At 61.4% G+C, this 26,902-nt stretch carries 22 protein-coding genes; 12 read left to right on the top strand and 10 right to left on the bottom strand.

The features are described from left to right. Positions 1 to 27: 27 nt before the first annotated feature. Together pvdN and pvdM are read right to left on the bottom strand one after the other, a co-directional pair. On the bottom strand, positions 28 to 1,308 hold the full coding sequence (pvdN, locus tag ICY20_RS15210; RefSeq protein ID WP_159959768.1) for a pyoverdine-tailoring periplasmic protein PvdN: 1,281 nt from the start codon (positions 1,306 to 1,308) through the stop codon (positions 28 to 30). A gap of 17 nt (positions 1,309 to 1,325) precedes the next feature. After that, positions 1,326 to 2,675 carry a pyoverdine-tailoring dipeptidase-like protein PvdM gene (pvdM, locus tag ICY20_RS15205; protein WP_159959770.1) on the bottom strand — a complete coding sequence of 450 codons (1,350 nt, stop codon included), beginning with the start codon at positions 2,673 to 2,675 and terminating at the stop codon, positions 1,326 to 1,328. Between the two features lie 142 nt (positions 2,676 to 2,817). Between pvdM and pvdP the strand changes: the two genes are divergently transcribed. After that, positions 2,818 to 4,446: a pyoverdine maturation tyrosinase PvdP gene (gene pvdP / locus ICY20_RS15200; RefSeq protein ID WP_194937865.1), complete on the top strand. Its 1,629-nt coding sequence runs from the start codon at positions 2,818 to 2,820 to the stop codon at positions 4,444 to 4,446. Here pvdP and ICY20_RS15195 read toward each other — a convergent pair. Then, the gene (locus tag ICY20_RS15195; protein WP_194937864.1) at positions 4,416 to 5,669 is read right to left on the bottom strand and encodes a methionine gamma-lyase; all 1,254 of its coding nucleotides are present in this window, start codon (positions 5,667 to 5,669) and stop codon (positions 4,416 to 4,418) included. The genes pvdP and ICY20_RS15195 overlap by 31 nt on opposite strands. A gap of 123 nt (positions 5,670 to 5,792) precedes the next feature. On the opposite strand from ICY20_RS15195, the gene ICY20_RS15190 reads away from it, so the two are divergent. Together ICY20_RS15190 and ICY20_RS15185 are read left to right on the top strand one after the other, a co-directional pair. After that, complete coding sequence (locus ICY20_RS15190; protein WP_194937863.1) at positions 5,793 to 6,263, top strand: Lrp/AsnC family transcriptional regulator; 471 nt, start codon at positions 5,793 to 5,795, stop codon at positions 6,261 to 6,263. Positions 6,264 to 6,360: 97 nt separating this feature from the next. Then, positions 6,361 to 6,798, top strand: coding sequence for a carboxymuconolactone decarboxylase family protein (locus tag ICY20_RS15185; RefSeq protein ID WP_105523698.1), 438 nt, complete (start codon positions 6,361 to 6,363; stop codon positions 6,796 to 6,798). Between the two features lie 4 nt (positions 6,799 to 6,802). Here ICY20_RS15185 and ICY20_RS15180 read toward each other — a convergent pair whose 3' ends face one another. Beyond that, on the bottom strand, positions 6,803 to 7,573 hold the full coding sequence (locus ICY20_RS15180) for an AraC family transcriptional regulator (RefSeq protein WP_194937862.1): 771 nt from the start codon (positions 7,571 to 7,573) through the stop codon (positions 6,803 to 6,805). 100 nt (positions 7,574 to 7,673) lie between these two features. On the opposite strand from ICY20_RS15180, the gene ICY20_RS15175 reads away from it, so the two are divergent. Continuing rightward, complete coding sequence (locus tag ICY20_RS15175) at positions 7,674 to 8,804, top strand: MFS transporter (protein WP_194937861.1); 1,131 nt, start codon at positions 7,674 to 7,676, stop codon at positions 8,802 to 8,804. Here ICY20_RS15175 and ICY20_RS15170 read toward each other — a convergent pair. Beyond that, positions 8,794 to 10,944: a TonB-dependent siderophore receptor gene (locus tag ICY20_RS15170; protein WP_159959782.1), complete on the bottom strand. Its 2,151-nt coding sequence runs from the start codon at positions 10,942 to 10,944 to the stop codon at positions 8,794 to 8,796. The genes ICY20_RS15175 and ICY20_RS15170 overlap by 11 nt on opposite strands. A 258-nt stretch (positions 10,945 to 11,202) precedes the next feature. Then, the gene (locus tag ICY20_RS15165; protein ID WP_194937860.1) at positions 11,203 to 12,090 is read right to left on the bottom strand and encodes a helix-turn-helix domain-containing protein; all 888 of its coding nucleotides are present in this window, start codon (positions 12,088 to 12,090) and stop codon (positions 11,203 to 11,205) included. A 143-nt stretch (positions 12,091 to 12,233) separates the two neighbouring features. Between ICY20_RS15165 and ICY20_RS15160 the strand changes: the two genes are divergently transcribed. From ICY20_RS15160 to ICY20_RS15140, 5 genes are all read left to right on the top strand, one after another. After that, entirely contained in the window at positions 12,234 to 13,592 is a 1,359-nt protein-coding gene (locus ICY20_RS15160; RefSeq protein WP_159959786.1) for a glutamine synthetase family protein, read from the top strand. A 23-nt stretch (positions 13,593 to 13,615) separates the two neighbouring features. Beyond that, entirely contained in the window at positions 13,616 to 14,704 is a 1,089-nt protein-coding gene (locus tag ICY20_RS15155; RefSeq protein ID WP_194937859.1) for a polyamine ABC transporter substrate-binding protein, read from the top strand. Beyond that, positions 14,701 to 15,993 (top strand): NAD(P)/FAD-dependent oxidoreductase, encoded by a 1,293-nt coding sequence (locus ICY20_RS15150; RefSeq protein WP_194937858.1) that lies wholly within the window; start codon positions 14,701 to 14,703, stop codon positions 15,991 to 15,993. Before ICY20_RS15155 ends, ICY20_RS15150 begins: the two co-directional genes overlap by 4 nt. Before the next feature lie 89 nt (positions 15,994 to 16,082). Further along, positions 16,083 to 16,880, top strand: a complete 798-nt coding sequence (locus ICY20_RS15145; RefSeq protein WP_159959792.1) for an SDR family NAD(P)-dependent oxidoreductase — start codon at positions 16,083 to 16,085, stop codon at positions 16,878 to 16,880. A gap of 26 nt (positions 16,881 to 16,906) precedes the next feature. Further along, positions 16,907 to 17,317 (top strand): SRPBCC family protein, encoded by a 411-nt coding sequence (locus tag ICY20_RS15140; protein ID WP_159959794.1) that lies wholly within the window; start codon positions 16,907 to 16,909, stop codon positions 17,315 to 17,317. Between the two features lie 61 nt (positions 17,318 to 17,378). Here ICY20_RS15140 and ICY20_RS15135 read toward each other — a convergent pair whose 3' ends face one another. Continuing rightward, positions 17,379 to 18,773 carry a sensor histidine kinase gene (locus ICY20_RS15135; protein WP_194937857.1) on the bottom strand — a complete coding sequence of 465 codons (1,395 nt, stop codon included), beginning with the start codon at positions 18,771 to 18,773 and terminating at the stop codon, positions 17,379 to 17,381. Next, complete coding sequence (locus ICY20_RS15130) at positions 18,751 to 19,434, bottom strand: response regulator transcription factor (protein WP_003219726.1); 684 nt, start codon at positions 19,432 to 19,434, stop codon at positions 18,751 to 18,753. Before ICY20_RS15130 ends, ICY20_RS15135 begins: the two co-directional genes overlap by 23 nt. Positions 19,435 to 19,845: 411 nt before the next feature. Here ICY20_RS15130 and ICY20_RS15125 point away from each other — a divergent pair, with 411 nt between their 5' ends. After that, positions 19,846 to 20,751, top strand: coding sequence for a hypothetical protein (locus tag ICY20_RS15125; protein ID WP_194937856.1), 906 nt, complete (start codon positions 19,846 to 19,848; stop codon positions 20,749 to 20,751). A 136-nt stretch (positions 20,752 to 20,887) separates the two neighbouring features. Here the strand turns inward: ICY20_RS15125 and ICY20_RS15120 are convergent, their stop codons facing one another. Then, the gene (locus ICY20_RS15120; protein ID WP_194937855.1) at positions 20,888 to 22,126 is read right to left on the bottom strand and encodes a multidrug effflux MFS transporter; all 1,239 of its coding nucleotides are present in this window, start codon (positions 22,124 to 22,126) and stop codon (positions 20,888 to 20,890) included. Positions 22,127 to 22,218: 92 nt separating this feature from the next. Here ICY20_RS15120 and pdxR point away from each other — a divergent pair, with 92 nt between their 5' ends. Next, positions 22,219 to 23,637 carry a MocR-like pyridoxine biosynthesis transcription factor PdxR gene (gene pdxR, locus ICY20_RS15115; RefSeq protein WP_194937854.1) on the top strand — a complete coding sequence of 473 codons (1,419 nt, stop codon included), beginning with the start codon at positions 22,219 to 22,221 and terminating at the stop codon, positions 23,635 to 23,637. A gap of 77 nt (positions 23,638 to 23,714) precedes the next feature. Here the strand turns inward: pdxR and ICY20_RS15110 are convergent, their stop codons facing one another. Further along, positions 23,715 to 24,623, bottom strand: a complete 909-nt coding sequence (locus tag ICY20_RS15110; protein ID WP_017735816.1) for a MurR/RpiR family transcriptional regulator — start codon at positions 24,621 to 24,623, stop codon at positions 23,715 to 23,717. Between the two features lie 283 nt (positions 24,624 to 24,906). Between ICY20_RS15110 and ICY20_RS15105 the strand changes: the two genes are divergently transcribed. Beyond that, entirely contained in the window at positions 24,907 to 26,844 is a 1,938-nt protein-coding gene (locus tag ICY20_RS15105) for a bifunctional 5-dehydro-2-deoxygluconokinase/5-dehydro-2-deoxyphosphogluconate aldolase (RefSeq protein WP_194937853.1), read from the top strand. Positions 26,845 to 26,902: the final 58 nt, after the last annotated feature.

The following is a 26,902-nucleotide window of genomic DNA, read 5'->3' as shown; positions in this document are numbered from 1 at the left end:
ACATCTCGTTCAAAGGAAAAAAGGGCATCACACGCGCTGACTGAGCAATGCCATGAAGCGCGAAATCTCGTCGGACGAATTGAGCAGGCCGGGCGCGGTACGGATCACCGGGCCTGCATCGCGGTTTACCTCATCGATGACCACGCGGTTTTTCATCATGTGTTCGACCACGTCCCCCGTGCGCTGGCCCTTGACCCGGAAGAAGGTAAAACCTGCCGACAATTCGGGGCTGCGCGGTGTGACCAGCTCGATGTGCGAGTGGGCCAGCAACTGGCTTTTTAGTTCGCTGTTGAGGGCATGAATACGCGCCTGCACCTGGGCTTTGCCCAACTGCAAATGCAGCTTGAAGGCCTCGTCCGCCGCCCAGCGGTGCTCGAACGCGTGGTAACCGCCGGGGGTCATGGAGGTGGCGAAATTGGTGTCTTCGGAGAAGGTCGGCACCATCGGCACCACGTACTTGTTTTCGGCGTCGCGGGCGCACACCAGGCCGGTGCCGCGTGGGCCGAACATCCATTTGTGGGTGCCGGCGATAAAAAAGTCGCAGTGCATGCCCGGGAAGTCGAGGTTGTCCACGCCAAAGCCGTGCACGCCATCGACGACATAGAGGATGCGGTCCTTGTCGTCGCGGTTGCGGTTGTGTTCCTCCACCAGCTTGCCGATTTCGCCGATGGGCAGCTTCACGCCGCTGCCGGAGTGTACCCAGGTCATGCCAAGCACGCGGGTGTTGGGGCGAATGCTGCGCTGGATGTTGCCGAGCACCTCGTCGGCCGACACGCTGTTGGCGTGTTCGAACAACTTGATGCGACGCACCTGGGTCGCTTGTTTGCGTACGCGAAAATCCAGGCTGTGCTGCGTTGCGTAGTGCTCGTGGACGGTGGTGAGGATTTCCTGGTCGGGGCGTACCTCTATCCCGCCGTAGATCATGGCCAGGCCTTCGGAGGTGCTGGAGGTGAGGGCGATTTGGGCAGGGGTGGCGTTCAGGTAGCGGCCGGCCCATTCGCGCACTTGGCCTTCGCGCTTCCAGGTTTCCTCCAGGTTCCAGTCCATTGCCAGGCCGGGGTTGCGGTCTATCTGCTGGCGATAACGCTCGATGGCGTCGCGCACTGGCTTGGGGTGCGAGGTCACCAGGAAGTTGGAAAAGTGGATGTAGCTCGGGTCTTGGTCGAACAGTCCCTTGAGCCCCGCCCATGAGGCCTGGGTCGAGGGCGGTAAGTTCGCCGCCTGGGCCTGGGCAAGGAGCCCTGAGCCCAGCGGCAGGCTGGCGGCGAGCACGCCGGCCTGTTTGAGAAATGTACGGCGGTCGGTCATGGACTTACTTCATTGGGTTAGCGGTTGGCCAATGGCTTGGCGGCTTTTTGTACCTGGTCCCACACCCGCAGGAAGTTGCCTCCCCACAGCTTGGCGATGTCGGCTTCGGAGTAGCCGCGCTGGATCAGTTCGGCCGTGACATTGCGTATCTCGCCAACGTTCTCCCAGCCTTTGAGGCCGCCGCCGTCGTTGAAATCGGAGGCGATACCGACGTGGTCGATGCCGATCTTGCGCACGGTGTAGTCGATGGCGTCCCCCAGGTCTTTGAGGGTCGCCTTGGGTTCCTCTTCAAGGATGGCGTACAGCGCACTGGCGTACTGGCCGAACTTTTGCTCGGGCCAGGCGGTGATGATCGGGTCGCCTGGCATCAACGCCATGGCCAGATTGGGCAGTGGCGGCAGGTCAAAGCGGGCACGCAGGGCGTTGAGCTTGTTCTGGGTTGGCTGGCTCAGTGGGCGCAGGTACGCGGGGAACCCCACGACCTGTACGACGCCACCGCTGCGCTTGATCAGTTGCAGCTCCTTGTCGCTAAGGTTGCGCGGGATATCCACGGCTGCGCGGGGTGCTGAGTGAGAGGCCACCATCGGCGTGCGGCTCAACTGCGCCACTTGCTCCAGGGCCTTGGTCGACATTTGCGACACATCAATGATTACGCCCAGGTCATTGAGGCGATGCACGGCCTGCTTGCCAATGTCGGACAGGCCGTCGAGGGCATCGGGGGTGTCGTTAAGAAAGGGCAGGGGGCGCGACGAATCGGCCCAGGCATTGTTGCCGACGTAACTGAAACCGAACATGCGCATGCCGCGGGCGGCCCACAGGTCCAGCTGGTTCAGGTCATTGCCCAGCGGGTAGGCGTTGAGCATGCTGATGAAAATCGCGAACTTGCCTTCGCCATGCAAGCGACGAAAGTCATCCGGGGTATAGGCAATGCCAACTTGGTTGGGAAAGTCACGCACCATGCCCGTGATGATCTTGAAGCGCGCTTCCTGTTCGTGACGGGCTTCTTCGACAAACCCCTCGGTGGGCTTGTGGGGGGCGTTCGGGCCGTTCCAGATTTCCGGCCAGCCAAAGATCGTCAGGGCCGCACCCGACAAGCGTCCGCGGTTGGCCTTGGCCAGGTCGAACTGGCCGCTGCCATCCTTGTCGGCTTCGTTGTGGGCGGTGCCGAAATTCAGCGGCACGGTGATGTGGCTGTCGAAGGACAGCAAGCGGTCCTGCATTTCATTGGCCTGCTTGATCACTTCCAGCGGGTAGCCGGCGTTGCCCTTGAACCAGTGATCCCAGACCAGGAAACCAGCCCCGGCGCCGATGGCCAATGCCAGTGGCAGGCCGATATACAGCGCCTTTTTCGAACGTGGTTTTGTCATTGCCATCTCAGTCAGTTGAGGCCTTTGCTATCTGGGGAGAACGAGCGATGAACGGGGAAATTTAGGCGGTGGGCCCACGGCGGTAAATTTCATCGGGCTGCAAACGTTCTAGCTCTGATTAAGCCGTTTCCTAAGGTAGACAATGACGATCTCTCGACGTGGGTTCATCGCAGGCCTGGCGCTGACCGGCGCTGCCGTGCCGGCGGCCTATTACGCCCATCGCGAGCTGACGCGTGAAGAATTCCCGATCACCCCCGGCGAAGCCACGGTCGACCTGGCCGACACTGCCGGCCAACGGTTGGCCGACACCTTGCGCGGTGTCTGGAGCCTGCGGCTTGAAGGTCATGACGCGGGCCTCAAGGGGCTGCCGTTGCAAGGCCTGGAACTGCTGCTTGATATCGCTCCCCGTGGGCGTGGCCTGCGGGGTTACCTGGACACCGCCGCCAACCTGCGGGCTGAGGGCGAACCCCGCTACCGCGTGCTGGGTGATTTGCTGACAGGCGAAGGTGCCTTGCTCTACTGGCGGTTGATCGACCGCGACTCGGTCGACGGCGCCCCCGCCTATGAGTTCAAAATGACCCTCGACGAGGTCTGGGGCACCTTCGGCAACGCTGGCAGCGGCACCCTCAGCGGGCAGATACTCAACCTCGACCGCCCGCTGGCGCTGACCGAGCGCGACCATCGGTTTGTTGCCCACAAACACCTGTTCCCCGAAGCCCGCGAGCGCATCGGCCTCAACCCGACCTTGCTGGCCTGGCTGATCGCCCCGGAACATCGGCTGTTCCACCAGCTGTGGCACGCCACCCGCGACCAGTGGCACAAACTCTCCGAAGACAAGCGCGACGCCCTGCGCGGCATCGGCTGGCAGCCTGGCCCGCGCGGCCAGGAGCGCGACGCCCGAGGCAAACGCAAGGACCGCAACGGCTCGGGTATCGACTTTTTTTTCATGCACCGGCACATGCTCGGCGCCGCGCGTGCCATGCAGCCTTTGCCGTCCTGGCCGCAATTCCCGGAGCCCCAGCCGCCGCTGGAACGTGACCGCCTGGGTTTTGTGCGCTATTTCGATAACAGCGATGGCTTTGCCTTGCCACCCACCTGGTCGGCGCCGCGCGACAGCGCTTATACCCAATGGGTCAGCGACATCAAGGCCGCAGAGACTTACCACAGCAACTTCCAAGTGTGGGAGTCCCAATACCGTGACCCGCGCTACCTCGCGAAGATGACCCTGGGCCAATTGGGCTCCGAGATGGAGCTGGGCCTGCACGACTGGCTGCACATGCGCTGGGCCTCGGTGCCGCGAGACCCCTCCAATGGTGCCCCGGTGCCCTTTGCCCGCGACCCATCGGACTTTTCGGCACGTTGGTACGCGGCGGAGAATGACTTCCTGGGTGACCCGTTTTCATCCCACGTCAACCCGGTGTTTTGGCACTTCCACGGTTGGATCGATGACCGTATCGAAGATTGGTTTCGCGCCCACGAGCGCTTCAACCCCGGCGAAGTCAGCCGCCTGGACGTCAACGGCGTGGCCTGGTTTGCACCGGGGCGCTGGGTGGAAGTGGGAGACCCTTGGCTGGGGCCGGATACCCATGGTTGCAGTACCACGCCCGGCTTGCAGATGGGTAAGTCCATGGAGATGGACCCTGAAACCATGAAGCTGGCGCTGCGCATTACTTTTGGTGCGGACGATGATTTATTGAAGGGCCTGTTCAAGCGGGTGCCGAGGAGGCCCTGGTATGCACGTCACCTCAAGGTTAAGCCCCGCGATGCCTGACGGCGCACGCCATCATTTTGCGCACGCGTGCTTTTGGCCAACGCTTGCTGCACGTCCGCCAGCAAGTCGGCAATGTCTTCAAGCCCCACCGACAAGCGCACCAACCCTTCGCTGATGCCATGGGCCGCGCGCTCTTCTGGCGTGTAGGTGGAGTGGGTCATGCTCGCCGGGTGCTGGGCCAATGACTCGGCATCCCCCAGGCTGACCGCACGGGTGAACAGCTTGAGGGCATTCATAAAGCGCCGACCGGTTTCAACCCCGCCCTTGAGTTCAAAGGCGATCATGCCGCCGGGCATTTTCATCTGCCGCGTTGCCAGCTCAAACTGCGGGAAAGAACGTAGCCCAGGGTAGGTCACCCACTGCACCGCCGGGTGTGCCTGCAAGGCTTCGGCCACCGCCTGGGCGTTGCTGCAATGGCGGTCCATGCGCAGGGCCAGGGTCTTGAGGCCGCGCATCAACAGGGACGCGTCCTGGGGCGACATCACTGCGCCGGTCAGGTCTTTGAGGCCCTGTAAGCGTATCCGTTGGGCCAGGGCCTGGTTGCTGACGGCGATCCCGGCAGTGATATCGCCATGGCCGCTCAAGTACTTGGTGGCCGAGTGCACCACCACGTCGGCGCCGAGTTCGAGGGGGCGTTGCAGGTAGGGTGTGCAGTAGGTGTTGTCGACCACCACAGTGACATTGGGTTGTTGGTGGGCGAGGGCGGCGACGGCGGCAATATCCACCAGACGCAGGGTGGGGTTGGCCGGGGTTTCGCAGTAGACCATGCGGGTGGCCGGGGAGAGCGCAGCCTTGAGGGCGTCCAGATCGGTGAGGTCCACATGGCGCACCTTGATGCCGAACTCGCCGATGCCATGGTGCAACAAGGCGAAGGTGCAGCCGTAAAGGGTCTGGCTGACGATCACTTCATCGCCGGGGCGCAGCAGGGTCCAGAACGTCGCGGCAATCGCGCCCATGCCGGAGCTGAACGCCACGGCGGCCTCGCCGTTTTCCAGGGCGGCCATGCGAGATTCCAACAGCGCCAGGGTCGGGTTGGAAATTCGCGTGTAGAAATGGCCGTTTGCATCACCTGCAAAACATGCCGCGCCGTATTCGACGGTAGGAAAAGCAAAGGTCGCCGACAGATAAACCGGCGGTACGAGCGCGCCGTGGTGGTCTTTGGGGTCGTAACCGTGGTGGATGGCACGGGTGGAAAAACCGAAGGCAGGCTGTTTATTGTTCATGTCAGACGCTCCTTATTTCCTACAATGCTATGCTCATACCCACGGCTGAAATTTGCGATATCTGCTGATAAATCCCGCGTTATGGGATCAAAAACTCATAAAAACAACGAATAGAGGCAAATCATGCCCGTCAGTCTGGATCGCACCGACAAAGCCCTTCTAAACGCGCTGCAAGGCAATGCCCGCTTGACCGTTGCCGAATTGGCCGACCGCGTCGCCCTCACCACGTCGCCGTGCTGGCGCCGGGTACGCAACCTGGAAGAGAGCGGCGTGATCAGCGGTTACCAGGCGATCCTCTCGCCCAAGGCCTTGGGGTATGGAGTGACCGCCTTTGTGAGCATCATGATGGAGAGCCACACCCAGGAAAACGCTCGGGCGTTCGAGCAGCGGCTGTTGGACATTCCACACATCGTGGCCTGCCATAACGTGTCGGGGCGTTATGACTTTCTGCTGGAGGTGGTGGCCAAAGACCTGGAGTCGTTTGGCGAGTTTGCGCGGGAGGTGTTGCAGACGTTGCCTTACGTCAAAGAGATTTATTCGAGTTTCTCTTACAAGTCGGTACGGCCGTTGCGGATGATCCCGTTGCCGGATTGAAACATTGGCTACCTGATCTTCCCCGCAATTGGATATTTCTCCCAGACCCTGTGGTGACTAATCTAGCCACCAGTTCCCACCCTTCTGGAGCAATACCATGCAAACCCGTACCGATTTCTACACCGCTTCCCCAGACGCCATGAAAGCCATGCTCGCCCTGGAAGCCGCCGTGGGCAAACTGTCCATCGAGCTGCCACTGCTGGAGCTGGTGCGCCTGCGCGTTTCGCAGATCAACGGCTGCGCCTTCTGCCTCGACATGCACACCGCCGACGCCCGCAAGGGCGGCGAAACCGAGCGCCGCCTGTACACCGTGTCGGCCTGGCGCGAAACGCCGTTCTTCACCCCGCGTGAACGCGCAGCGCTGGCTTGGGCTGAAAGCCTGACCCTGATCAGCCAAACCCACGCCCCGGATGAAGACTTCAACGCACTGGCGGCTGAGTTCAGTGCCCAGGAGCAAATCGACCTGAGCGTGGCCATTGCCACCATCAACAGCTGGAACCGTTTGGCGGTAGGTTTTCGCAAGATGCCTAAATAAGGCTTCAGCGTGATTTGAAATAGCCGCGCGGCGTGGTACCCGTCATGCCTTTGAAGAAGGCGATCAAGGCGCTTTCGCTGGCAAAGCCCAAGTCAAAGGCGCAGTAGCCAATACTACGCCCGGTGGCGAGTAACTCGATGACGCGCATCAAACGCCACTGTTGGCGCCATTGCTGATACCCCAGGCCGGTTTCCCGCAGGAAGATCCGGCCGATGGTCTTGGTGCTGGCGCCGATCTGTTTTTCCAGGTCTTGCAGCGTCGGCGGCAAACTGTCGAGATTGGCCAGCAGTGGCGCCAAGCGCTTGTCCCGGGGCAGGGGTAGCAACATCGGCTGTTCGGCCGCTTCTTTGATTTCTTCCAGGCATAACGCTAATAAATGGGCATATCGGCCCGTCTGCCAATCGGTCTCGAAGGGCGCCATTGCCATCGGTTCCAATACCGCCCGCAGCAACACGCTGACTTCGATTACCCGCACCTGTGTCGGCAACTGGGCGGCTATCGCTGGGCTTACGTACACCGAACGGTAATCAACCGTCTGCTGCATCACCGCGCGGTGGGGCACGCCAGAAGGTATCCACGCCGCTCGGGTGGGTGGCAGCAGGCACAGTTGATTGTCCAGGGTAATGCGGGTGCAGCCCTGCTGCGTAAACAGCAGTTGCCCACGCTGGTGTAGGTGCAGGCCAGAGTCGTGGTCGCCGAGCAGCGCTGCGATGCCAATGACCGGTGCTGGCAGGCGGTCGGGGTCGAACGTTGCGTCGGCGGCGAGCCAGGCCATGGGTTGTCCGATTTGATGAATAAACTGTCGAAGTTTGGATAATACCCCAGTCGTCGCTCCTTAAAATCCCCGGGCTGTTTTACGGGAAAAGGATTTGACGATGAACGCTAAAAATATGCTGGTGCTGGCCGTGCCTTTGCTGATGTTCCCGCAACTGGCTCAAACCCTCTACAGCCCGGCCCTGAATGATATCGGCCAGGCTTTTTCGGTGGGCCCCGAACGCACCGGGCAAACCCTGTCGGTGTACTTTCTGGCATTTGCGTTCGGCGTGGTGGTGTGGGGCCGGGCCTGTGATGGCTGGGGCCGGCGCCCGGTGATGTTGGCCGGGTTGGGGTTGTATGTCGCGGCCTCTGTGCTGGCGTTGAGTGTGAGCACGTTCAACGGCTTGTTGGGGGCGCAGGCCATCGCGGCCTTTGGCGCGGCCGTCGGCTCGGTGGTCACGCAGACGGTGTTGCGCGACCGCTACCAAGGCGCGCAGTTGGGTCAGGTGTTTTCTGTGATGGGCATTGCGCTGGCTGCCAGCCCGGCGCTGGGCCTGTTCAGCGGTGCAATCCTGGTGCAGTACTTTGGTTATCGCGGCATGCTCACGGGCTTGTTGTTATTGGCGGCAGCGTTGTGGGCCAGTTGCCTGTTGGTGTTGCCCGAGACGCGCCCTGCCTCGTTGCCGGGGGTCTCGCTGGTCGAGACCTTGCGCGTTATGGTCAAGGACGCTGGGGTGTGGCGTTCCGTCGGCTTGGTGGCTGCGTTCAATATTGCGTTGTTCAGCTACTACAGCGTGGGGCCGTTTGTTTTCGCGCAGTTGGGGTTGTCCGCTGCAGCATTCGGCTACAGCGGCGTGTTGCTGGCGTTGGGGTCGGGGCTTGGCGCGTGGCTGAACAAGCTATTGCTCAAACGCGGCATGAACGGCGAGCAATTGGTGCTGACGGCTGCTGGAGTGGCGGTGTTGGGCGGGTTATCAGTATTGCTGTTGCAAGACAGCGGGTTGTTCGTATGGCCAATGCTGCTGGTGGTGTTGGCGTTTGGTATGGCGATCCCCAATGTACTGGGAGCGGCGCTGGTGGCTTATCACGACCGCCTGGGCACCGCCGCCGCTGTGTTTGGCTTGCTCTATTATCTGGTGATAGGCGCCGGGCTGGCCTTGGTAGCCTGGGCGCAGGACCTTGGCTGGAGCCTGTTGACCTGTGGCTTGGCGGCGCTGTGGCTGGCAGCGCCGCGTATGCTCAGAAGTTGACCGAAGCACTCAGGCGCGCTGTCAACGGCGCGCCCTGGAACAGATAGTCATCGCCCATGTATTCGCCCACGTCGCGCCAGTAGCGCTTGTCGAACAGGTTGTCGACGCTGAGGCGGAACACGGTTTCATAGCCGTCCACTTTGGTGGTGTAGCGGCTGCCCACATTCACCACTGCGTAGTCTCCCACCTCCACCGTGCCGGTGCGGTTGGCGTACTTCTTGGCGCTGTATTGCACGCCGCCGAGCACTGCCAGGCCGTTCACCCACGGCAGCGCATAGTCGGCATACACACTGGCGCGCAGCTTGGGCACGTTGAGCGCTTGGTGGCCCTCGTATTCTGACGTACCGCTGCCGGTGACGCGTGCGCGAATCGCCGCGACGCTGGTTGCGATCTGCAAGCGTTCGGTGGCCCAGCCATTGGCAGACAATTCCAGGCCGGTGTTTTTCTGTTCACCCTGCTGCACATAGATGAACGTATCCGGGCCGTTTGGCTTGGCGTACTGGTACGCCTGGCGGGTCTGGAACACGGCAGCGGCGAAACTGATGCGGCGCCAGTCGTATTTCACCCCGGCTTCGATTTGGCGTGAGGTGGTGGGGGCCAGAGTTTCACCGTCATTCGAAGTCGTCCAGGGTGCTTCACCGCCCAACGACAAACCCTTGCTGTAACTGGTGTACAGCGACACGTTCTCCACCGGTTTGTAGATCAACGATGCCTGTGGCAGGAACTCGTAGCGCTGGGTGTGACGTTCCTGATCGCCATTTTTATCGAAGGCTTTTTCATCCAGCCGCACTTCGCGGCCCCCGATGATGGTTTGCCATTGCTCGTTGAGGCGGATGCGGTCAGTGACAAACAGGCCGTATTGACGGCTGTCGAGGCGACGGTTCTTGTCGTTCAACGGCACGTCCGTGGGGGCGAACGTCGGGGCGTCGACGTTGATATTGGTACTGCCGATGTATTCGTTGACCGACTTGCGCTTGTCGACCACTCGGCGGAACGCACTGGTGCCGAATGTCAGTTCATGGCCCAGGCCGCCGGTGTCGAACAGCCCGGTCATTGCCGCCTGCACTTCGTCGTCACGGCGAGTGTCGTCGGGGCTGCGGTAGTCGTAGACGTCGTAGTCGCCGGTAGGGCCGAAGGTGGCGGCCTCGCAACCGGTCACGTAGAAGCAGCCGTAGGCAAACGAGCTGTAATCGTCGATCACCACTTTGCTGCGGGCGGCGCTGACATTGCCTTTCCACTGATCGCTGAAGCGGTACTCAAACTTGCCGTTAAGGTTCAGCGAATCAATCCCCACTTGCTTGGAGCCACTTTGGTGCCCCAGCAGTTTTTTCGGCGAGGCATCGTTGGGCACCTCAGTGCCGCCCAGCAGTTGGTAACCCGGCACCGAGCGCTGTTGCTTGTTCTGGTATTCGGCGTCCAGTTGTAGCACGGCGTCGGGGCTGATGTTCCAGTCAAACGCCAGGGACAAGAAATCGCGCTGGCCGTTGGCGTGTTCCACATAGGAATGCAGGTCTTCATGAGCCACGTTGGCGCGCAGGCCGAACTGCTGCTCGCTGCCGAACCAACCGCCGACGTCGGCGGCCATATAGCCGCTGCCCCGGTCATCGGTGGAAACGGTCACCGAGCGTACATCCTCCGGGCGCTTGGTCACGTAGTTGATCACGCCGCTGGGCTCGGAAATCCCGCTTTGCAAACCGGCCAGGCCCTTGAGCACTTCAACCTGTTGCTTGTTTTCCAGCGCCACGTTCTGCTCGCCGGTGATGGTGCGCCCGTTGATCTTGTAGCTGCTCGCCGCGTTCAGCGAGAAACCGCGCACCACAAAGTTTTCGTAGTAGCCGATGGGCGCGTAGCTGTCGCCCACCGAGGCATCGTTGCGCAGCACTTCACTGAGCAGGCGCGCTTGCTGGTCCTTGATCAGTGCGGCGTTAAGCACGGTGATCGAGGCTGGCGTGTCCAGCAGCGGGGCTTCGCCAAAGCCTGCCACCGATGCGGTGTCGCTGCGGTAGCCGGATTCATCCTGGCCCTGGACCTTGACCTCGGGCAGCACCAACTCAGCCGCAAAGCTGTTGCCAATACCGCCGCTGAGCAGCAGGCCAAGGGCAACACGTGAAGTGACAACGGGACGAAAACGCAAAACCATGGGGGCAGGGCCTTAAAGCGCAGGGCGGGGGGCGCATAAGCTAGGCATAAGCGCGCGGTTTTACAAGTTTTCGAGAATGATTCGCGGCTTGAGACCGCCGGGCTGTGGCTTGCTGGCAGGCGAGCTGGTCTTATCGGGTGTTAACCGAACCAACTGTGGGAGCGGGCTTGCCCGCGAAGGTGGCGTGTCAGTTAGTGCAATTGCTGGCTGACCCACCGCTTTCGCAGGCAAGCCAGCTCCCACAGGTTTAACCGCGTTTTAGCAGTGACGTTTCAGGGTTTCGCTGGGCAGTTCCTGGAACAACGCCCGATAACTGTTGGAAAACCGCCCCAAATGCCAAAACGACCAATTCATTGCCACCTCGGCGACGGTCGTGTCGCTGCCTGCCAACAACTCCCGTCGCGCCCCATTCAACCGGCGCAATCTTAACCATTGCGCCGGGCTCATCCCGGTGTAGGTCTTGAACCCTTGCTGCAGCTGGCGCAACGGCACGCCGGCAATCTGCGCCAGCTCCAGCAGGTTGACGCTCTCATCCGGCGCATCCGCTGCCCACTCGCCAATTCGCGCCATCAAGCGGCGTTCTTCGCTGCGCTTTTGCAATGAGCTGCGGTCCAGGCATTCACTGGCGTTGTCGAGGATAAACAAGCAGTCGTCCAACAGTTGCTGGGTGAGGGCGACAGGGTCGATCTCTGTGGACAGGCGCGTCAGCGTGCCACTGAGCCAGCGGGTGAACAAAGCATTGCGCTGGCCGCTCAGCGGCGCCATGAACAGGCCTTCCAACTGCGCCACATCCAACCCCTGGCGTTGCACAAATTGTGGCCCGAACACCACGGCCACTTCGCGGTAGTTTTCCGGGGTGATCCAGGTGTTACGGCTCTCGCCATTGAGCAGGTACAGCGCGTTGTCGCTGCCGTCAAAACAGAACGCCAGCGAGCCCGGCGGCGCGTTGAAGTGCTGTTCTACGCGGGTGTTCATGCACTCTTCGTACACCTGCACCCCGTGCAGGTCGAGGTAGCGGATCTGCCCGGCAAAATGCCCCGGGGACATCTGCTGGTACTGCTGCACCCAGCCGGGTGTCGCACTGCATTGGGCGGCCACATCACCGGTGGTGAAGGCCTGTACGCGAGAGGCGATTGCCTGTGTCATGGGTTATCCGTGCGCACTCTATTGGTGCGTTGTGCTGCGTGCAAAGTGGATAGATGCCGATCAAGGGCCGGCTCAAGATAGACCTCAATGCGCCGGCAATACAAGTCGGGCAACTATGTCGATCAACCATGGACGAGGTCCTTATGAACGCCCCCTTCGATCAGCTCTCCACCTGGCTGAAAGAACACAAGATTACCGAGGTCGAGTGCGTGATCAGTGATTTGACTGGCATCGCACGCGGCAAGATTGCGCCCACCAACAAGTTCCTGCATGAGCGAGGCATGCGCCTGCCGGAAAGTGTGTTGCTGCAAACGGTGACCGGGGACTTTGTCGACGACGATATCTATTACGACCTGCTGGACCCGGCCGACATCGACATGGTCTGCCGCCCGGTGTCCAACGCCACTTATGTGGTGCCGTGGGCCATCGAGCCCACCGCGATTGTGATCCACGACACTTTTGACAAGCACGGCAACCCCATCGAACTGTCGCCGCGCAATGTGCTCAAGAAGGTCTTGCAGCTCTACACCGACCAGGGCTGGCAGCCGATTGTCGCGCCGGAAATGGAGTTCTACCTGACCCAACGCTGCGAAGACCCGGACCTGCCGCTCAAAACCCCGGTGGGTCGCTCTGGCCGCGCCGAAACCGGGCGTCAGTCGTTCTCCATCGACGCCGCCAACGAATTCGACCCGTTGTTCGAAGACGTCTACGACTGGTGCGAAGCCCAGGGCCTGGACCTCGATACGCTGATCCACGAAGACGGCCCGGCGCAGATGGAGATCAACTTCCGCCACGGCGACGCCTTGGACCTCGCCGACCAGATCACCGTGTTCAAGCGCACCCTGCGCGAGGCTGCACTCAAGCACAACGTGGCCGCCACCTTTATGGCCAAGCCGGTGGCTGACGAGCCGGGCAGCGCCATGCACTTGCACCAAAGTGTGGTGGACATTGCCACCGGCAAGCCGGTGTTTGTCGATGCCGACGGCAACATGAGCCCGTTGTTTTTGCATCACATCGGCGGCCTGCAAAAGTACATCCCCATGCTGCTGCCGATGTTTGCGCCCAATGTGAACTCGTTCCGCCGCTTCCTGCCGGACACCTCGGCACCGGTCAACGTGGAATGGGGCGAAGAGAACCGCACCGTTGGCCTGCGGGTGCCCACCTCAAGCCCTGACGCAATGCGCGTGGAAAACCGCCTGCCCGGCGCCGATGCCAATCCGTACCTGGCAATTGCCGCTAGTCTGCTGTGTGGCTACCTGGGGATGATCGAGCAGATCGAACCCAGTGCACCGGTGGAAGGCCGCGCCTATGAGCGGCGCAACTTGCGCTTGCCCATCACCATTGAGGACGCCCTGGCGCGGATGGAGGCGTGCGACACGGTCAAGCAGTACTTGGGCGACAAATTCGTGCGCGGCTACGTCGCGGTCAAGCGCGCCGAGCATGAGAATTTCAAGCGGGTGATCAGTTCCTGGGAGCGTGAGTTCCTGCTGTTGAGCGTCTAAAAATCCATAAAAGGGGTGTCGATATGCGTCTTGTGAACAAGCTTCTCCCGCTGGCCCTGGTGGCCGCATTCAGCGGTGCCAGCCAGGCAGCGCCGACGGTCAGTATCTATAACTGGACTGACTACATCGGCGAAACCACCTTGGCGGACTTCCAGGCCAAAACGGGGATCAAGCCGATCTATGACGTGTTCGACTCCAACGAAACCCTGGAGGGTAAGTTGCTCGCCGGGCGTACCGGCTATGACGTGGTGGTGCCGTCCAACCACTTCCTGGCACGCCAGGTGAAGGCCGGTGCGTTCCTCAAACTCGACCGTGCGCAACTGCCCAACTTCAAGAACCTCGACCCCAAACTGCTCGCCTTGCTGGAGAAAAACGACCCAGGCAACGCCCACTCGGTGCCCTACCTGTGGGGCACCAACGGGATCGGCTACAACGTCGATAAGGTCAAGCAGGTGCTGGGCATCGACCATATCGACTCGTGGGCCGTGCTGTTTGAGCCAGAGAACATCAAGAAGCTCAACCAGTGCGGCGTAGCCTTCCTCGATTCGGCGGATGAGCTGTTCCCGGCGATCCTCAACTACATGGGCAAAGACCCGCGCAGCGAGAACCCCGAGGACTACAAACAGGCCGAGGCCAAGCTGCTGACGCTGCGCCCGTACATCACCTACTTCCATTCTTCCAAGTACATTTCGGATTTGGCCAACGGTGATATCTGCGTGGCCTTCGGTTATTCCGGCGACGTGTTCCAAGCGGCCAACCGTGCCAAGGAAGCCAAGAACGGCGTGAACATCGCCTACTCGATTCCCAAGGAAGGCTCCAACCTGTGGTTCGACCTGCTGGCCATCCCGGCTGACGCGGGCAACCCCAAAGAAGCCCACGCGTTCATCAACTACCTGCTGGACCCTGAGGTGATCGCCAAGGTCAGCGCCTCGGTGGGGTATGCCAACGCCAACCCGGCGGCCAAGGCCTTTATGGACCCTGAGCTGGTGAACAACCCTGAGGTGTACCCGTCTCAGGAGGTGCTCGACAAACTCTATATTTCCACCACGCCGACGCCTGCGACCATGCGCCTGATGACCCGTGCGTGGAGCAAAGTGAAGACCAACAAATGATGCAATCCAGCGACCACGCCCAGTCTTACTACCGCGCTTCGGCGAATGCCATGCCCGATCGCCCAGCGCTGGGTAGCGACCTGAGCGCCGATGTGTGTGTGATCGGCGGTGGTTTTACCGGCGTGAACACCGCCATCGAACTGGCCCAGCGCGGCCTCTCGGTGATCCTGCTGGAGGCCCGCCGCATTGGTTGGGGCGCCAGCGGGCGCAACGGTGGGCAGTTGATTCGTGGCATCGGCCACGATGTGTCGGGGTTCGCCAAGTACGTAGGCGAGGAGGGCGTGCGCTACCTGGAGCGGGCCGGCATTGAGTCGGTGGCACTGGTGGGCGAGCGCATCCGCGAGCATGGCATTGACTGTGACCTGCGTTGGGGCTTTTGCGAACTGGCCAACACCCCGGCGCAGTTCGCCGCGTTCAAGGGCGAACAGCAACACCTGGCGGCCATGGGGTATGCCCATGAAACCCGCCTGGTAGGCCCGCAGGACATGCAACAGGTGGTGGGCACGACAGTGTATGCCGGTGGCCTGATGGACATGGGCTCCGGGCATCTGCATCCGCTGAACCTGGTGCTGGGCGAGGCGCAGGTGGCCGAGTCCCTGGGTGTGCGGATCTTCGAGCACACCGAAGTGCTGGAGCTGATCCACGGCGACACGGTGCACGTGCGCTGCGCCGGTGGCACGGTGCGCGCGGCGAGCCTGGTACTGGCCTGCAATGCGCACCTTGAGGAACTGGAGCCACGGTTGAGCGGCAAGGTGCTGCCGGCGGGCAGCTACATCATCGCCACCGAACCGTTGTCGGTGGCGTTGGCGCATGAATTGAACCCGCAGAACCTTGCGCTTTGCGACCAGAAAGTCGGGTTGGATTACTACCGCTTGTCTGCTGACCGTCGCCTGTTGTTCGGCGGCGCCTGCCATTATTCGGGGCGTGACCCGGTGGATATCGCTGCGTATATGCAGCCGAAAATGCTCAAGGTATTCCCGCAATTGGCGCACACCGCGATCGAGTTCCAGTGGGGCGGCAAGATCGGCATTACCGCCAACCGCTTCCCGCAGGTGGGGCGATTACAGCAATACCCCAATGTGTTCTATGCCCAGGGTTATTCCGGCCACGGGCTGAACGTGACCCACTGGTGCGCACGCCTGCTGGCCGAAGCGATTCACGCCGGGCACAGCCAGGGCCTGGATGTTTTCAGCCAGGTGCCGCACATGACGTTTCCCGGCGGCAAGGCCTTGCGCTCGCCGCTGTTGGCGTTGGGGATGTTGTGGTACCGGTTGCGGGAGTTGATCTAACCGGCACCACATTTAATGCCATGGCTACACTCCATTCCCCAGTCATCGCCGGCGAATTGCCGAAGACACTCACGTCAGGAGTTCCAGCCATGAAAATCGATGTAAGCGGCAAAGTAGCCATCGTCAGCGGCAGCACCGCCGGGATTGGCCTGGGTATCAGCCTGGCGCTGGCGCAGTCCGGTGCCACTGTGGTGGTGATCGGGCGTGAAGCAGGCAAGGTGGATGACGCGCTGGCGAGTATCCGCCAGGCGGTCCCCGGTGCCGATCTGCGCGGGTTGGTGGCGGATCTGGGCACCGCCGAAGGTGCAGAAAAACTCTTCGCCACCGAACCGCGCGCCGACATCCTGGTCAACAACCTGGGCATCTACAACGATGTGGATTTCTTCGACGCACCCGACAGCGAGTGGGCGCGCTTCTATGAGGTCAATGTGATCAGCGGTGTGCGCCTGTCGCGGCATTATGTGCCGGGGATGGTGGAGCAGGGCTGGGGGCGGGTGATCTTCTTGTCGTCGGAGTCTGGCGTGGCGACGCCGGCCGACATGATCAACTACGGCGTGACCAAGAGCGCCAATTTGGCGGTGTCCCATGGCTTGGCCAAGCGCCTGGCGGGCACCGGAGTGACGGTGAATGCTGTGCTGCCAGGCCCGACGTTTACCGACGGCCTGGAGCAGATGCTCAAGGACGCAACGCAAAAGTCCGGGCGCAGTGCGCGGGACGAGGCGGATGTGTTTGTGCGCCAAGCACGGCCGACTTCGATCATCCAACGCGCGGCGAATGTGGATGAAGTCGCCAACCTGGTGGCGTACATTGCTTCACCGCTTTCGTCTGCCACCACCGGTGCCGCGTTGCGGGTCGACGGTGGTGTGGTCGACAGCATGGCGATCTGAGTTTTTTATTTTCTGGAGTACTTATCGTGGCAACAGCGTCTTCTGTAATTGAAATCCCGGTTTCGGCCGATAAAGTCTGGGAACTGGTGGGCGGCTTCAACGACCTGCCCAAATGGCTGCCGTTGATCGTCAAGAGCGAGCCAGGCGAGGGCGGCCGCGTGCGTCACCTGCAAGCGGCCGACGGCGCCGTGATTGTCGAGCGTTTGCAGACGTTTGATAACGTTGGGCGTACTTACAGCTACACCATCGAAGAATCGCCGTTTCCGGTGAGTGCGTACCTGGCGACGTTGCAGGTTGAAGCGTTGACCGACTCGTCGGCCAAAGTCACCTGGTCTGGGGTGTTCACTCCAGCGGCGGGGGTGACGGATGAGGCGGTGGAAGAGTTGTTTGCGGGTGTCTACAGCGGTGGCGTTGCGGCACTTCGGGCTAACTTCTGACCCGGTTTAATGTGGGAGGGGGCTTGCCCCCTCCCACATTTGATCCCACTGACTTTAAGGGTCAGGCTTCGGGCATCAGTTGCTGGCGACATTCCAATACCAATCTGGCACCGCCACGCTCACTGCTCCCCACCTCCAACTTGAACCCATGCAAGTTGATGATCGCCGCCACAATCGACAACCCCAAGCCGAACCCACCTTGCTGATCGCTTTCATCCACCCGATAGAACCGCTGGAACACCGCATCGCGCTCCGCCGTGGGAATACCCGGCCCGGAGTCGTGCACTTCGATACGCGTGCTGCCAGCATCGTTGACACCCCGCAAGATCACCACGCCCCCGGCAGGAGAGAACTTGATCGAGTTGCTTAGCAGGTTGGCCAGGGCTTCGAACAACAACGCCCGGTCACCGGTGATCCACGGCAAGGACTCCGGGGTTTCCAGTAGCAGTTGCAACTCACCTTCTTCAGCCAGCGGGAGGTAGAAGTCATGCAGCTCGCGCAGCAGCGGTAGCGGGTCCATCACCAGGAAGCCTGAACGGCGTTGATGGTCTTCCAGTTCAGAGATGCGCAGCAGCCCGCGAAAACGCGCCATCAAGGTGTCGGTTTCGGCAATCGCATCATCGAGCTTCACGGCGTAGCCCGAACCCTCTTCGGCCTCCTGCCGGATGCGATACAACTGCGCCCGCAGCCGGGTCAGCGGGGTGCGCAGGTCGTGGGCGATGTTGTCGCACACGCCCTTGACCTCGTTCATAAGCTTCTCGATACGGTCGAGCATGGCGTTGACGATGGCCGCGAGCATGTCCAATTCATCGCGCCGATTCGACAGCGGCAAGCGGTGGGTGAGGTCGCCGGCGACGATGGCTTCGGCGCTGGCTTGAATACCACGAATCCGCCGTAACGGGCGGCGGCGCAGCAAGTGCCAGCCGGCGGCGCCTGGGATGATGGTCAACGACAACGCCCACAGCAGCGCATGCCAGATGATGCGGGTCACACCAAACAATGAGCCGTTGGCGCGCACCAGCACCAGCCAACGGCCGTCGTCGGTGTGGGTGGCTACGGCATCGCAACTGTCCTTGGGCAGCTTGGGGTCGTCGGAGTCAACGCAATTGGCCAGGGTGTGGATCTTGCCGTCCAGTGGCAGGTCGCTCGGAACGGCCGTGATCGGGCCACTGAGCGGTCGGTATTGCGCGTCGAACAGGCCGTAGGCGTCCACACCCTTCATGTCGAAGGTCATGCTGGTGCTCAATGCGTCCACCAGGGCTTCACCTTTGAAGCGTTGAAACAGATGTTGGCGCTGCATCAGCGAATGCCGCGACAGATCGCTCAGGTACCCGGACACCTCGTAGTACAGCACGCCCATGAGGATGCAGCTCCACGCCACGAACAACGAACTGTACAACGCCAGCAAACGGCTGCTGGAAGAGCGCCAGCCCTTAGAGGGGTTCAGCAATGACATAACCGGAACCTCGTACCGTGCGGATCAGCGGCGTGAGGCCCGGCGGGTCGATTTTTTTGCGCAGACGGCCGATGTGCACATCGATCAGGTTGGTGCCCGGGTCGAAGTGATAACCCCATACTTCCTCGAAGATCATCATGCGCGACAGGATCTGCCCGGTGTTGCGCATTAGAAATTCAAGCAACTTGTATTCGGTGGGCAATAGGCTCAGGGGCTGCTCGGCACGGCTGGCTTCGCGGCTGATGAGATTCAACTCCAGGTCGGCCACGCGCAAGGCGGTTTCGAATTCCTTGACCGTGCTTTTGCGCCGCAGCAGCACTTCCACGCGCGCCGCCATTTCATCGGAGGCGAAGGGCTTGGTGAGGTAATCATCCCCACCGGCACGCAGGCCACGCACACGCTCGTCTACATCGGAAAGGGCGCTGATCATCAGGATCGGCGTCGATACGCCGATGGTGCGCAGGGTAGTGACGATGGCCAGGCCATCGAGTTCCGGGAGCATGCGGTCGAGGGTGATCAGGTCGTAATCGCCACTCACGGCGCGTACCAGGCCTTCGCGGCCGTTGTCTACCCAATCTACGTCCAGTCCATGGCTACTCAGCTCGGCGACAATCTCGCGGGCTGTAACGGCGTCATCCTCGATGGTCAAAATGCGGGTCATAGGATTACCTGGTGAGCGATTCACACTAGAAGTGCGGCCATTTTGCCAACAAATGCCTGAACGCTTCCTAAATTAAACTTCATGTTGTCAAAACCAACCGAGTTCGTGCGGCTGGCACTGAACAATGTGCGAGGGGGCTTGCTCCCGATAGCGGCGTGTCAGCCAATACTTTTATGGCAGGTGTACCGCTATCGGGAGCAAGCCCCCTCCCACATTGACCGCGTTTGACCAAAGGTTGCATAACGCCCGTCTGAGGCGGTCATTTCTTGCAAGTTGCATGGTCCTGGGAAGTTCAAGTTATTTAACTTGTTGAAAATGTTGAATATTTAATTTTCCGAAGACTGGCACGCCGGCTGCACTCTCCCTCCCGTGACTTGTAACATTATTTTTCCTGCCGGGAGCACAACAACAATGATCACATCCTCATCCACGCTGCAAGAGTCGAGCACGCGCTCCGGGGTTTCCTGGGGGGCGATTTTTGCCGGGGCCGCTGCGGCGGCTGCATTGTCCCTGATCCTGGTACTGCTGGGTTTCGGCCTGGGCTTTTCGGCGGTGTCGCCGTGGGTCGACAGCGGTATCAGCGCCAAGGGCCTGGGCATTTCCACGATTATCTGGCTGGCGTTCACCCAGATCGTTGCATCGGGCCTGGGCGGCTACATCGCCGGTCGGTTGCGAGTGAAGTGGGCCAATATGCATGGCGATGAGGTGTATTTTCGCGACACCGCCCACGGCTTCCTGGCTTGGGCTGTCGCGACGCTGGTGACCGCGGTGCTGGTCGTAGGCTCGGTGAGCAGTGTCGTCAGCGGTGGCGTTAAAGCCGGAGCCAGCGTCGCAGCAGGTGCGGCCAGTGGCATCAGCCAAGCGGCTGGCAGTGCGGCCAAAGGTGTCAACGGCGGCGACTTCGATTACTACGTCGACAGCCTGTTCCGCGACGACCGCCCGGTTGCCGTTAGCGATGACGCCGCCCACGGTGTGGTTGCCCGCATCTTGACCCGCACCCTGAGCAACGACGGCCAGTTGGCTGCTGAAGACCGTGCCTACCTGGCCCAATTGATCAGCCAACGTACCAACCTCAGCCAGGCCGAAGCCGAGGCGCGTATCGACAAAGTCTACGGTGATGCCCGTAAAGCCGTCGAAGACGCCAAGCTCAAAGCCAAGCAAGCCGCTGAAACTGCTGCGAAAGTGGCTGCCTATACGTCGCTGTGGACCTTCATTGCCCTGTTGATCGGCGCGTTCTTTGCCAGCTTCGCTGCAACCTACGGCGGTCGCCGTCGCGATGCAGTGGTGTATGTCGAAACCGAACACTTCGTACGTTAATTCAAGGAGAACACCATGCGCTCAATCCTGCTTTTTTTCCTCGGCGTACCTATCCCGATCATCATCCTGATTGCCCTCTTCATGCACTAGACACGGTAAACAATGTGGGAGGGGGCTTGCCCCCGATAGCGGTGGGTCAGTCAATGGAGTTGGCGACTGACGCACTGCCATCGGGGGCAAGCCCCCTCACACATTGGGTATTGCATAGGGTCAGCCAAGTCGTCGCCAGCAATGCACTGGCTGCTGCGGTCATGATCAGCAGCGGTTGCGAAGTACCATCCGACAACAACCCTGTCGCCCAACTGCTCAGCGCCGTCAAAAACATCTGAGTAAAAAAGAACAACCCCGACGCCGTCCCCGCAATCGCCCCATAGGGCTGCAACACCGCCAGCTGACAGGCCGGTATCACCATGCCCACTGACACCATGATCACCACCATCGGCACGACAATCGCCAGCCATTCACCCGGCAACGCAGTGGTCGCTGCGGCGAGTATCAGGCTGCCCAGCACGTTCAGCCCGATGGCGCTGGCGATCAAACGGTCGGGCTCGAACCGCAGCACCAGGCGGCGGAACAGATTGGCGCCCAGCATGTAGCCGCTGATGGTCGCGGCAAACACCCAGGCGTAGCCCGTGGCCGTCAGGTGAAAGCCCCGTTGCAACAGCGCGGACGATTCGGCGATAAACGGGAAATAAGTGCTGTAGACGCAGCCGATCGCCAGTGAATAGCGCAGGAAATGTCGGTCCCGCAGCAGTTGGGCGTAGATGCGCAGCAGGTTGCTCGGCGGCGCGGCAGCCACCTCAGGCGGGCGCGTTTCCGGTAGGCGGTGATACACAACGATATACAGCCCAGCGCCTATCACTCCCAGTACGACGAACAATCCGCGCCAGTTGATAAGGGGCAACACCAGGCTGCCCAACACCGGCGCGGCCATGGGGGATACGGCCATGGCCATCGAAATAAGCCCCAGCAGGCGCGCCTGTTCGTGACGGTCGAAGTAGTCGCGCACGATCACCCTGCCAATCACCGTGGTGCAGCAACCGCCCAGCGCCTGGAACAAACGGGCGATGATCAGCACGCTAAGGCTGTCGGCCATTGCGCACGCCACGGTGGCCAGTACGTACAAAAACAGCCCGCTGAGCAGCACCGGGCGGCGGCCAAAACGGTCGGTGAGCGGCCCGGCCACCAGCAGGGAAACGGCTGAGCCGAGGGTGTAAAGCGTCAGGGTCAGTTGCAGCTGGCTGTCGCTGCTTTGGAAGTAGTCGGCCATTGCGGGCAGGGCCGGCAGGTGCAGGTCCAGAGTGATACGCGGCAAGGCGATCAGCAGGGTCAGGAGCACCAACCAGAACCCGGTGGAAAGGGTGCGTTGAGTCATGAGAGAGGCCTTCACAAGGTAGAGGCCTGGAACTCTATCGGCTTTGTGGTTTAATCCTCAGAGCCACTTAGGCCTGGACTAACTGGACCACTATGAGCCGAGGAAAAACCGCATCTACCCTGGACCTGCCACGCCCCGACAGCCTGGGCGCCGGTAAACAGCAGGGCGCCTACGAAGCCCTGCGCGCCGCCATCCTCAATCGGCAGTTGCCTTCGGACAGCCGCTTGCCGTCTACCCGCAGCCTGGCCGAGCGCTGGGGTGTGTCGCGCGGCACATTGGAAGCGGTATTTGACCGACTGCACAGTGAAGGTTACGTACAGCGGGTGGCCGGTTCCGGCACGCGGGTGTGCGCTGTGATCCCCGAGCAATTCATTGCGGCGCCGACGGCCACGGCCCTCGTACGGCGCTCGGTAGAGCCAGACCGGCCCGCTGTTGGCGTACAGAGCCACGTGCCCTTCGTGGCGCGGCGCCCGGATGCCAGTTTGTTTGACCTCAAAGCCTGGGGCCGTTGCATCTCTCGCGGCCTGCTGGCTGCGCCACCGGGTGTGCTGGAAGCATCCCACCCCGCCGGATTGCCAGCCTTGCGCGAACAGATCGCCCACTATCTGCGCAGTTATCGCGGCATGCGCTGCGAAGCGGACGAGGTGATCATTACCACCGGTATCCGCCACGCCCTCGACCTGATCGCACGTACCCTGATCCAGCCCGGCGACACCGCCTGCGTCGAAGACCCCGGCTACCCTCCGGCGCGCCGTTTGTTTGCTTTGGCGGGTGCGCATATCCACACAACCCCTGTCACTGCCGAAGGCCTTGACACCCTCCAACTGCCCGCCACGGCACGCCTGGCCTACGTCACCCCGGCCCATCAGGCGCCGCTGGGCATGACCCTTTCGGTATCGCGCCGTCTGGCGCTGCTGGACTGGGCCGCGCGCGCCGATGCCTGGGTGGTCGAGGACGACTACGACAGCGAATACAACTACAACACCGCACCCCTGGCCGCGCTCAAGTCCCTGGACGGCGCCGACCGGGTGATCTACTGCGGCAGCTTCAACAAGAACCTGTTCCCCGGTTTGCGCGTGGGTTTCATGGTAGTGCCCAAGGTGTTGCGCCGGTCGTTGCTGTGCACGTTGCAACTGACCGGGCATTCGGTGGGGGCTACGGATCAGTTGGGGTTGGTGGAATTCTTGGGCAGCGGTGGGTTTGTGCGCCATTTACGTGCTTCGCGCCAAGCGTATCAGGCGCGGCGCGATGCCTTGCTCGAATGCTTGCCGGGTTGCACGGTCAGCGGCCAGCAGGCCGGGTTGCACTTTGTGTTGTGGTTGCCGACGGGTGTGGAGGAGGGCGCGTTTTGCAGGCGTGCCGCCGAGGCGGGTTTAACGCTGCAACCGCTGGGCAAGTTCTGTGTTCACGTAAGCCTGCCCCCTGCGGTGATTATTGGTTACACCGCGCTGACCTTGGCCCAAATCCGCTTTCACGGGCGTGCGCTTTTCAACGTGTGGGAGGGGGCTTGATCCCGATTGCAGTGGGTCAGCGACAAATGTGCCAACTGACACTCCCTCATCGGGGGCAAGCCCCCTCCCACAGTAGATCAGTCGTCAAAGCCGACCTGTTCGTGAATCTCATCCACCTTCAACTCCAAGCGATACGCCACCGCAATAAACAGCGCCTGGCACAAACACAAGGTGGCACTCAATGAGCGGAAGGCAAACGACGACCCCTCATTGACGAGCAACACCGCATTTGCCCGCTTGGCGAGGGGCGACAGGTTGCTGTCGGTGATGATCAGCGTCTTGGCCTGGTGATGCTGGGCAATGCGCAGGCAGTGCTGGGTCTCTTTGCCGTAGGGCGTGAAGCTGATGGCGATTACCAGGTCATTGGCGCGCACGCTGCGCATCTGCTCGCGGTAGCTGCCGCCCAGGCCTGAGATCAGGTGGATGCGTTTGTTGGTGTGTTGCAGGTTGTAGACCAGGTAATCGGCCACCGCAAAGGAGCGGCGCACGCCGACCACATAGATATTGTCGGCGTTGACCACTAGGTCGACGGCTTTGTCGAAGGCCACATCGTCCAGTTCCAACCCCAGGCGCTCGATGCCAGACAAGGTGGCGTTGACGCACTCACGCGCCAGATCGCCGCCGCTGGCCTTCTGCGACTTGTTGGCGATCATGCTGCGGATGCGCTGTTGGTAGTTCTGCACCGGCGTGGTCTTGTGGGTGTAGGCCTCGCGAAACAGCGCCTGCATCTCACTGAACCCGCTGAAGCCGAAGCGCTGGGAGAACCGCACGATGGCCGAAGGGTGTACTTCGCATTCGCGGGCGATGTCGCTGATGCGGTCGACCATGATGCGGTCGCTCTGCTGGCTCATGTAGCTGGCGATGCGTTTGAGCTGGCGCGGCAGGCTTTCGTATTCGTCGGTGATCAGCTGCAACAGACGTTCGGCATTGATCGGAGGGCTGGCGACGGTGTCTTCCAGGGTGGTCTCGGGATCGGTGCGGGACATGGGCAATCCTTCTGGCGTGTTGTTCTGTTGCGCTGATGGGTGACGCAAGTCTACAGGGTAGGCGCAAAAAAATACCCCGGCATCACGGCCCGCGTGGGCTGCTGAAACGATGCACGGTGGCTGGCGTGCCCCTATGCTGACGTATTGGAAAATATATTCCACCAAAAATAATTATGGAATAAATATTGATTGCCGCCGCTGGACGTTCTAGTCTGCACCCACCAAGAGCGTTTGCCGCCCCACGGCGGTACAACGCAGGCTGATAAAAATAACAGGAGCCAGCATGGGCCAGACTCGTTTTGCCAGTGGGCGTCAATTGGATCTGATTTGCCTCGGGCGCCTGGGCGTCGACCTCTATGCGCAGCAAGTGGGTGCGCGGCTTGAGGACGTGTCCAGCTTCGCCAAATACCTCGGCGGTTCCTCCGCCAATATCGCTTTCGGCACCGCTCGGCTTGGGCTCAAGTCGGCGATGTTGAGCCGGGTAGGGGACGACCACATGGGTCGCTTCCTGGTGGAATCCCTGGCCCGCGAAGGCTGCGATGTCAGCGGCATCAAGGTTGACCCGGAACGCCTCACCGCCCTGGTGTTGCTGGGCCTCAAGGACCGCGAAACCTTCCCCCTGGTGTTCTACCGCGAAAACTGCGCCGACATGGCCCTGCGCGCCGAAGACATCAATGAAGCCTTTATCGCCTCCAGCAAAGCCCTGCTGATCACCGGCACCCACTTCTCCACCGACAGCGTGTACAAGGCCAGCATCCAGGCCCTGGACTATGCGGCCAAGCACAATGTGAAACGTGTGCTGGATATCGATTACCGCCCGGTGCTGTGGGGCCTGGCGGGTAAGGCCGACGGTGAGACCCGGTTTGTTGCCGACCAGAATGTGAGTGCGCACGTGCAGAAGATCCTGCCGCGCTTTGACCTGATCGTCGGCACTGAAGAAGAGTTCTTGATCGCGGGCGGCAGTGAAGACTTGCTCACGGCCTTGCGCAATGTGCGCGAACTGACCCCCGCCACCCTGGTGGTCAAGCTTGGCCCGCAGGGCTGCACGGTGATTCATGGCGCGATCCCTGCGCGTTTGGAGGACGGTGCGATCTACCCCGGTGTGCGGGTTGAAGTACTCAACGTACTGGGCGCCGGTGATGCCTTTATGTCGGGCTTCCTCAGCGGCTGGATTAACGACGCCAGCGACGAACGTTGCAGCCAGTTGGCCAACGCTTGCGGTGGCCTGGTGGTCTCGCGCCACGCCTGCGCCCCGGCCATGCCAACGCTGGCCGAACTGGAATACCTGTTCAACAGCCCGGTGCCGATCACCCGGCCCGACCAGGACGTGACCCTGCAACGCCTGCACCGCGTGTCGGTGCCGCGCAAGCAATGGAAGCAACTGTTCATCTTTGCCTTCGACCACCGCTGGCAACTGGTAGACCTGGCCCAACGCGGCGGCCAGGACACCACGCGCATCAGTGCGGCCAAGCAATTGTTTATCCAAGCCATCGAGCGCGTAGAGAAAAAGCTCGCTGAGCAAGGCGTTGCCGCCGATGTGGGCCTGCTGGCCGACCAGCGCTTCGGTCAGGACGCCCTCAACGCCGCCAGCGGTCGCGGCTGGTGGATCGCCCGCCCGGTGGAAGTGCAGAACTCACGCCCGCTGGCGTTTGAACACGGGCGTTCCCTTGGCAGCAACCTGATTGCCTGGCCGCAAGAGCAGATCATCAAGTGCCTGGTGCAATACCACCCAGACGATGAACCCCTGCTGCGCCTAGAACAGGAAGCCCAGCTCAAGGCGGTGTACGAGGCCTCCCTGGTCAGTGGCCATGAGCTGCTGCTGGAAGTCATCCCGCCCAAGGATCACCCATCCACCTACCCGGACGTGCTGTATCGCAGCCTTAAGCGCCTGTACAACCTGGGCATCTACCCGGCGTGGTGGAAGATCGAGGCGCAGTCGGCCGAAGACTGGAAAAAGCTCGACGAACTGATCCAGGAACGCGACCCGTACTGCCGTGGCGTGGTCCTGCTGGGCCTGAATGCCTCGGCGGAGTTTCTCGCCGATGGTTTCCAGCAAGCCAGCCAGAGCACCACTTGCCGCGGCTTTGCCGTGGGCCGCACGATCTTCCAGGAGCCAAGCCGTGCGTGGCTGGCGGGGGAGATTGATGATGAGACGTTGATTCAGCGGGTTCAGGCGACGTTTGAACAGTTGATCAATGCCTGGCGCAGTGCTCGCGGCTGAACACAGCCTTCAATATGAAATGCAATCAAATGTGGGAGGGGGCTTGCTCCCGATAGCG

Source organism: Pseudomonas pisciculturae (assembly GCF_015461805.1).
GTDB classification, from domain to species: domain Bacteria; phylum Pseudomonadota; class Gammaproteobacteria; order Pseudomonadales; family Pseudomonadaceae; genus Aquipseudomonas; species Aquipseudomonas pisciculturae.
This window is presented reverse-complemented; position numbering and strand designations above follow the sequence as displayed.